5 protein-coding genes are annotated in these 7,039 nt (G+C 62.4%); all 5 read left to right on the forward strand.

Translation table 11 applies throughout. From position 1 onward, the window contains the following. Positions 1 to 1,535 precede the first annotated feature (1,535 nt). The 5 genes from HNO80_RS17625 to HNO80_RS17645 all read left to right on the forward strand — a co-directional run bounded on the left by HNO80_RS17625 (position 1,536) and on the right by HNO80_RS17645 (position 7,013). Positions 1,536 to 2,561, forward strand: coding sequence for a LacI family DNA-binding transcriptional regulator (locus HNO80_RS17625; RefSeq protein WP_175324149.1), 1,026 nt, complete (start codon positions 1,536 to 1,538; stop codon positions 2,559 to 2,561). A gap of 121 nt (positions 2,562 to 2,682) precedes the next feature. Next, on the forward strand, positions 2,683 to 3,987 hold the full coding sequence (locus tag HNO80_RS17630; protein WP_175324150.1) for an ABC transporter substrate-binding protein: 1,305 nt from the start codon (positions 2,683 to 2,685) through the stop codon (positions 3,985 to 3,987). 13 nt (positions 3,988 to 4,000) lie between these two features. Then, positions 4,001 to 4,966, forward strand: coding sequence for a carbohydrate ABC transporter permease (locus HNO80_RS17635; RefSeq protein ID WP_175324151.1), 966 nt, complete (start codon positions 4,001 to 4,003; stop codon positions 4,964 to 4,966). A 1-nt stretch (position 4,967) separates the two neighbouring features. Beyond that, entirely contained in the window at positions 4,968 to 5,927 is a 960-nt protein-coding gene (locus HNO80_RS17640) for a carbohydrate ABC transporter permease (protein WP_175324152.1), read from the forward strand. 3 nt (positions 5,928 to 5,930) lie between these two features. Continuing rightward, complete coding sequence (locus HNO80_RS17645; RefSeq protein WP_175324153.1) at positions 5,931 to 7,013, forward strand: glycoside hydrolase family 130 protein; 1,083 nt, start codon at positions 5,931 to 5,933, stop codon at positions 7,011 to 7,013. Positions 7,014 to 7,039: the final 26 nt, after the last annotated feature.

Below are 7,039 nucleotides of genomic sequence, written 5' to 3' on the forward strand. Positions count from 1 at the left end.
CGAAAACCTCCGCAGCGTCCGCTGGAGCAACCGACCCCCAGGGATTCTGCCGGCCCAACCTTAGGGAGGTCTCAGGCGGCAAGATGTGAGCTAATTCGGTATCAGCTAGCCCTTGCAGCCTGCGGCCACTCTCTGCAGCACGACTCACCATCACGGGGCAGATCCACTACCAAGAAGAATTGTGGGGCCACTCCCCCACAGTCACTCGTATTGTCCGAACCCGAAAATCGACGTTATGTAATGTAATTGCTTCGGGTAACGTTTTGGCCCGATAGCTACACTGCTTCCTGCGTGCTCGGAGGCCGCACGGACTTCTACAACTACGGGGCCTGTGCCTCCGGGATAGCTAAACCCCCCGGACCGGCCGGGCACGACATCGGTCCGGGCACGCTTCGGGGCAGCTCTCGAGTAATGGGGGCAACCAAAGAGCCGTTATCAGCAGTACTGACGGGTTGTGCCCGTCAACCTACTTTTGTGGGCCAGGTCACTTGTAATATGACTTTTGGAAGGTGGCTCCCGGCAAGGATTTTGGGGGGGAGCCACCCTCCGTCGATTTGTTGCCATGAAGTGGCTTACCCAAGCGGGCCTGCGGGAGGCGAATCGATTTGCGGTCCCTCGGGCAGCGGACGTAGCTGCGGTGGCAACGCCGTGGACCTGTTCCCTTGGGAAGGGGTTGGTACCCGGCACCGTCAGCCATCACGCCACGGGGCGCGGGGTTCCTCAGCCCTACGGGAAACCCCGCCAGGCGCTTTCGCTGCCGGGATTTCCAATGGCTAGATGCCCTTACTAAACAGCCGGGTCACCGCAAACGTACCTATCAGTTGATCATTCAAATTCCGGTAGCAAAAACTCGGCATCCGGCTCCCCCAGCGGACATGCCGGAGGTGGGGTGGGCAGAGGTGGTCTTCCCAAATGTCACCAATGAGGGCATCGTTCGATTGGCCTTTCCCGGCAAATTGCTCCGACCTGATCTTCCAAAGTTCTGCTAAGGCGGGTACAACTTGGCTTATGGCGCTCCCGCGCCTCGTTCCCCCCAAAACGGGCGCGGGGGCGTCGTGTTGCACTTCAGCAGGTCCGAGGGAACTGCACGTTCAAGAAGAACCGGTGGGAGCATAGCCGATTTGGTTACACTGCCGCTTCGACGCCGGGTCCTTGGTGGAAATTTGCTGGCGAACGGACTCTTCCTAACTCTGCAAAACGTTGCCGTGGGCCGCCGAAGGTAAAACAGGTGGACGAAGAATTCGCGGCGCCTCCGGGTCTCTGCCCACGGACTGCCGGCCAGCCGCCAGCTGAGCAGGCGTCGGTAATCAATGGCCCTACATAGGGCCCCTCATCCCCGGGATCATCTCTCCCCTCGGACCCGACGGTGCCGGCGCATCAAGGATCGTCGCCACAGCACAGGTCGAGACATACCCAAGCGGAACGGCAGTCAAGATAAGACGCCTTTGCTATTGACAAGTCCCAAGTGAACCGGTTTAGTTGGTCCAAGCGAACCGGTTCAGTGATTTGGATCACCACTTGGCAATGAGGCAAAGATGACAGTGACTATTAAGGACGTTGCCCACGCGGCAGGCGTGAGCAAGGGCGCAGTCTCGTATGCTTTGAATGGCCGGCCGGGCGTCAGTGATGACACCAGAGCCCGCATTCTCAAAGTGGCCGGCGAGCTGGGTTGGAAGCCGAGCCTTCGGGCCAAGGGACTGTCGTCGGCAAAGGCTTACGCCGTCGGGCTGGTGGTTGCACGAAATCCGTTGCTGCTAGGGACGGACCCTTTCTTTCCCGCGTTCATCGCCGGGATCGAAACGACCCTGGTTGAACACGAATACGCGCTGGTCCTCACTGTTGCGGCCAGTGATGAGGCGGAGGAGCAGGCCTACCGGAAGCTGGCCGCCGAGGGCCGTGTGGACGGTGTCATCCTTACGGACGTGAGGGTTGATGATTCCCGCATCGCTTTGCTCCAGGAACTCAAAATTCCGGCGGTGACTCTGAACCGGCCGGAAACGCCTTCTCCGTTTCCTGCCGTGTGCATGGACGACACCAACGGCATCACCGATGTCGTCACGTACTTGGTCTCTCTCGGGCATACCCGGATCGCCCATGTAGGCGGACCCCAGACCTACATCCACGGTCGAAGCCGACGGCTGGCATGGCAGAACGCCTTGTCGAAGGCCGGGATAGAAGGTGGCGCCTTCATCGAGTCGGACTTCACCGCAGCTGGCGGGCTGGCGGCAACGGCAGTTCTTCTGGGTTCCGCGCAACCGCCCACCGCGATCATCTTCGCAAATGACCTAATGGCAACGGCTGGGCAGTCCTACGCGCAGTCTCTGGGGCTTGCTGTCCCCGATGACCTGTCCATCACCGGCTATGACAACACCGAGCTCGCCACGTACCTCAACCCCCCGCTGACGACGATATCCGCCGACCCGTTGCTCTGGGGCAGGGTTGCGGCGCAGAAATTGCTAGATCTGCTGGGGGGCGCGCGGTCGGAGGACGTATTCCTGCCCTCACCGGCCATCGTGGTCCGCGCCTCTACCGGTCCGGCCGCATCCGTTCCCGGCGGCTAGTCCAACCAAGACCAGGTTCTTTGCCGGCCAGCGTCCTATCTCGTTGACCGCACGGAAGAACCGAAACAACGCAATATTCCCTACCAATCCACCTTTCAGGGTTACCCGCACAGGAGATGCAATGAAGCACGGAAAATTCAGTTCACGGATCATTTCCCTTACCGCTATTGCCGTTATGGGAGCCGGCCTGGCCGCGTGCGGCGGCGGGGGGGCCGGCGGCAGCTCGGCGGCGTCCGTCACCACGGCCAAGGGCCCGATCAAGATCTGGTACTCCAACAACGAGTTCGAGGTGAAGTGGGGCAAGGAGATGGTGGCGGCGTGGAACGCGGCCCACCCGGACCAGAAGATTGACGCTCAGGAGATTCCGGCGGGCAAGAGCTCCGAGGAGACAATCGGGGCTGCCATCACCGCCGGCAACGCCCCGTGCCTGGTATTCAACACCGCACCGGTGGCCGTGCCACAGTTCCAGAAGCAGGGCGGACTGGTCGCACTGGACTCGTTCCCGGACGGCGCACAGTACATCAAGGACCGCACCGGCGACCTCGCAGACCAGTACAAATCCTCGGACGGCAAAACCTACCAAATGCCCTGGAAGTCCAACCCCGTCGTCCTCTTCTACAACAAGGATCTCTTCAAGAAGGCCGGTCTGGATCCCGAGAAGCCCAAGCTCGGAACCCAGGAGGAGTTCCTGAACGCGGCGCGGACCATCGTGAAGTCCGGGGCAGCCGCTAAAGCGGTGTGGCCCTCCCCGGCGAGCGACTTCTTCCAGTCCTGGTTCGACTTCTACCCCTTCTACGCGGCCAATTCCCAGGGAACCCCGCTGGTCAAGGACGGCAAAGCCACCTTCGACAGCGACCAGGGCAAGCAGGTAGCCACGATGTTCCAGACGCTCTACAAGGAGAACCTGGCGTCCAAGGAGGTCTACCAGGGCGATTCGTTCGCTGAGGGCAAGGCTGCGATGTCCCTCGCCGGCCCGTGGGCCATTGCTGCCTACAAGGACAAGGTCAACTGGGGCGCTGTTCCGGTTCCGGGCGCGCAGGCACAGACTGATGGATCGACTTTTTCGGATGCCAAAAACGTCGGTATGTATTCGGCCTGCAAAAACCAGGGCACGGCCTGGGACGTGCTGAAATTCGCCACGAGCAAGGAAGAGGACGGCAAACTCCTCGCCCTAAGCGGCCAGATGCCGATGCGCAAGGACCTGACCAGCGCCTACGCGGATTACTTCGCCAAAAACCCGCTGTACAAGCAGTTCGCGCAGCAGGCGGCACGGACCGTGGAAGTTCCCAACGTGTCCAACTCTGTTGAGGTGTGGCAGACCTTCCGGACGGCCTACGCCAAGTCCGTGATCTTCGGCAACGAAAGCATCGACGACTCCTTCAAGGGTGCCGCAGACAAGATCAACCAACTGGTAGCCCAGAAGTAGCAGGTGACCCGCAATGTCGCTTCCCTCAGCTGACGGTGGCCCCGCCACACTCGTCACCGCCGGGCACAGGGCGGACCGGCAGCCGGCGCCCAGGAAACGCAAGAACTTCCTGGGCCGCCAGCCGCTGGGCCTGCTGTTCAGCGCCCCGTACGTTATTTACATTCTTGGCGTCCTGGCCTATCCGCTGGGGTACGCCGTGTACATCTCATTCCACGACTTCTTCTTTACCGCCCCGGGCGTGCAGGTGGACCGGCCGTTCGTCGGGCTGGACAACTACATCACAGTCCTCTCAGACCCGGCCGTCCAGCGCTCATTTGCGAACATCGGCGTCTTCCTGGTCATCAATGTGCCGCTGACAGTGGGGCTGTCCCTGATTCTGGCCAACGCACTCAACCGCGTGACCAGACTGAAGACCTTCTTCCGGGTCAGCTACTACGTTCCGTACGTCACGGCCAGCGTCGCCGTCGTCGGCGTATGGCTGTTCCTGTTCCAGCAGGACGGTCTTGTGAACGCGCTGCTGGGGCCGCTGGCCCCCAACCCCTCGTGGCTGACCAACTCCTGGCTCGCGATGCCGACCGTGGCTTTGTTCGTGACCTGGAAGCAGCTTGGATTCTTCATCCTGCTGTATCTGGCCGCGCTGCAGAACATCCCGGACGAACTCTACGAATCCGCCTCCGTGGACGGCGGCAACAAGTGGGTCCAGTTCTGGAACATCACCGTTCCAGGCGTCCGCTCCGCAAGTGTGCTGGTGACCCTGCTGGCCACCATCACCGGAGCCAACCTGTTCACCGAGCCATACCTGCTCACCGGCGGCGGCGGCCCGGACGGCGCCTCCACCTCGCCGGTGTTCCTGATGTACCAGAAGGGCATCCTGCAGGGAAACCCGGACGTGGCCGCCGCGCTGGGTGTGATGCTGGTGATCGGTGTGCTGCTGATTGCCCTGATCCAGAAACGCCTCGTGGGCGGGAAGGAGGACTGACATGTCAACTCTCAATAAGGCAGCTGCGCCCAACGATGAGAATCACGGGGACGATGACGGCGTCTCGGTCCGCCGTCGCCGGCGTCTTCCCGGCACGAGCGGGCCAGGAAAGACCGCTGGCGTGGAGAAACGCAGGAACCTCGGCGCGGGCAGCTTCGCGCTGCTGGCGCTGGGCGCGTTCGTCTTCCTGTTCCCGTTCTATTACATGTTCATCGGCTCGCTGCAGACCTCCCCGGATACCTCGGTGGCCGGGGCGTTCCCCGACCCGTCGAACGTCACGGGCGAGAACTATACGAACATCAACAACTCCATCGACCTGCTCAAGGGCCTGGCCAACTCCGGGATATTCACCGGCGGCGTCATCTTCTTCACCGTGGTCTTCGGGTTGTTGGTCGGATACGCCCTGGCGCAAATGCAGTTCCGGGGCAAGGGCCTGGTGTTCGGCATGATGCTGTTGGTGCAGATGGTCCCGTTCCAGCTGCTCCTCATCCCCCTGTACGTGATGATCGTGCGGGACTACGGCCTCGCCGATACCTACCTGGGCATGATCTTGCCGTTCGCAATCAACTCCACGGCCGTGTTCGTCTTCCGCCAGTACTTCCTGCAGCTGCCCTCGACCCTGTTTGAGGCGGCAAGGATTGACGGCGCTTCCGAGCTGCGGATTCTGTGGCAGATTGCCATCCCGCTGGTGAAGCCCGCGATTGTCACGGCGATCCTGCTGACCTTCATCGGGCCTTGGAACGAGTTCCTGTGGCCGTTCCTGGTCACCAAGGACCAGTCCATCCAGCCGCTGGCCGTCTCCCTCGCCAACTACATCTCCAACATCGCAGCGACCGCCTCGAACCCGTTCGGCGCCATTCTGGCCGGGGCCTGCGTCCTCGCCGCGCCCGCCGTCGCACTCTTCATCTTCTTCCAGCGTCAGTTCATTTCCACCAATATCGGTTCCAGCGTAAAGGGCTAATCCATGACCTCCCCCCAAACTTCCGCACTGCCCACAGTCCCGTTCACCCTCACCCGCGCCGGCGTCATCATGACACCGGAAGCCGGGAACGAGTTCGAAGCCGAAGGTGTGCTGAACCCGGCCAGCGGCCGCGGCCCCGACGGCGAGCTGTACCTGCTGCCGCGCCTTGTCGCCAAGGGCAACGTCTCCCGCGTAGGACTGGCCAAGGTGGTCATCGAAGACGGCGTCCCCACCGGCGTCGAACGCCAGGGTGTCGTCCTGGCGCCCGACGAAGGGTGGGAACGGGGCCTGAACAACGCCGGCACCGAGGACCCCCGCACCACCTGGGTGCCGAGCCTTGGCAAGCACCTGATGACCTACGTCGCCTACGGTCCGCTGGGCCCCCGGCTGGCGTTCGCTTTCTCCGAGGACCTGCGCAACTGGGAGCGCCTGGGCCCCTGCCTCTTCGGCTACCAGGCCGACCTGTCGATGGACTTGAACCTCTTCCCGAACAAGGACGCCGTCTTCTTCCCTGAGCCGGTCAACGACCCCGACGGCGTTCCCTCCTACGCGATGCTGCACCGCCCCATGTGGGACCTTGGCTGGATCCGCGAAGGCGAAGGCGAACACCTGCCGGCAGGCATCACCGACAACCGCCCCGGTATCTGGATCTCCTACGTTCCGGTCACGGCCGTCGAAAAGGACATCAGCAACCTCGTCCACATGGCCAAGCACCGGCTCGTAGCGTTGAGCGAATTCCCGTTCGAGGAGCTGAAGATCGGTGGCGGCCCCGCCCCGATCCGCGTCGACGAAGGCTGGCTGCTGATCCACCACGGCGTCTCCGGCGAGCTGGCAAAGTCGGCCTTCGACCACCAGCAGAACGTCAACTACACGGCCGCGGCGATGATCCTCGACGGCGATGATCCCTCCAAGGTGATCGCCCGCAGCGACAAGCCGCTCCTGGCACCGGAAACCGAGGACGAAATGTCCGGCATCGTGCCCAACGTTGTGTTCCCGACGGCGATCGAGAAGATCGGCGAGCAGTTGTTCGTGTTCTATGGCATGGCCGATTCGAAGATCGGCGTCGCCAGGCTGGACCGCGTCTAAGCCGCCGTCCCGCACCCCGGCCCCTC

The sequence above is a fragment of the Arthrobacter sp. C9C5 genome (genome assembly GCF_013359735.1).
Lineage (GTDB): Bacteria > Actinomycetota > Actinomycetes > Actinomycetales > Micrococcaceae > Arthrobacter.

Bases quoted from the DNA above. Each gene is read 5' to 3' on its own strand.
- HNO80_RS17630 (WP_175324150.1), top strand. From the start codon at position 2,683: ATGAAGCACGGAAAATTCAGTTCACGGATCATTTCCCTTACCGCTATT.
- HNO80_RS17625 (WP_175324149.1), top strand. From the start codon at position 1,536: ATGACAGTGACTATTAAGGACGTTGCCCACGCGGCAGGCGTGAGCAAG.
- HNO80_RS17645 (WP_175324153.1), top strand. From the start codon at position 5,931: ATGACCTCCCCCCAAACTTCCGCACTGCCCACAGTCCCGTTCACCCTC.
- HNO80_RS17640 (WP_175324152.1), top strand. From the start codon at position 4,968: ATGTCAACTCTCAATAAGGCAGCTGCGCCCAACGATGAGAATCACGGG.
- HNO80_RS17635 (WP_175324151.1), top strand. From the start codon at position 4,001: ATGTCGCTTCCCTCAGCTGACGGTGGCCCCGCCACACTCGTCACCGCC.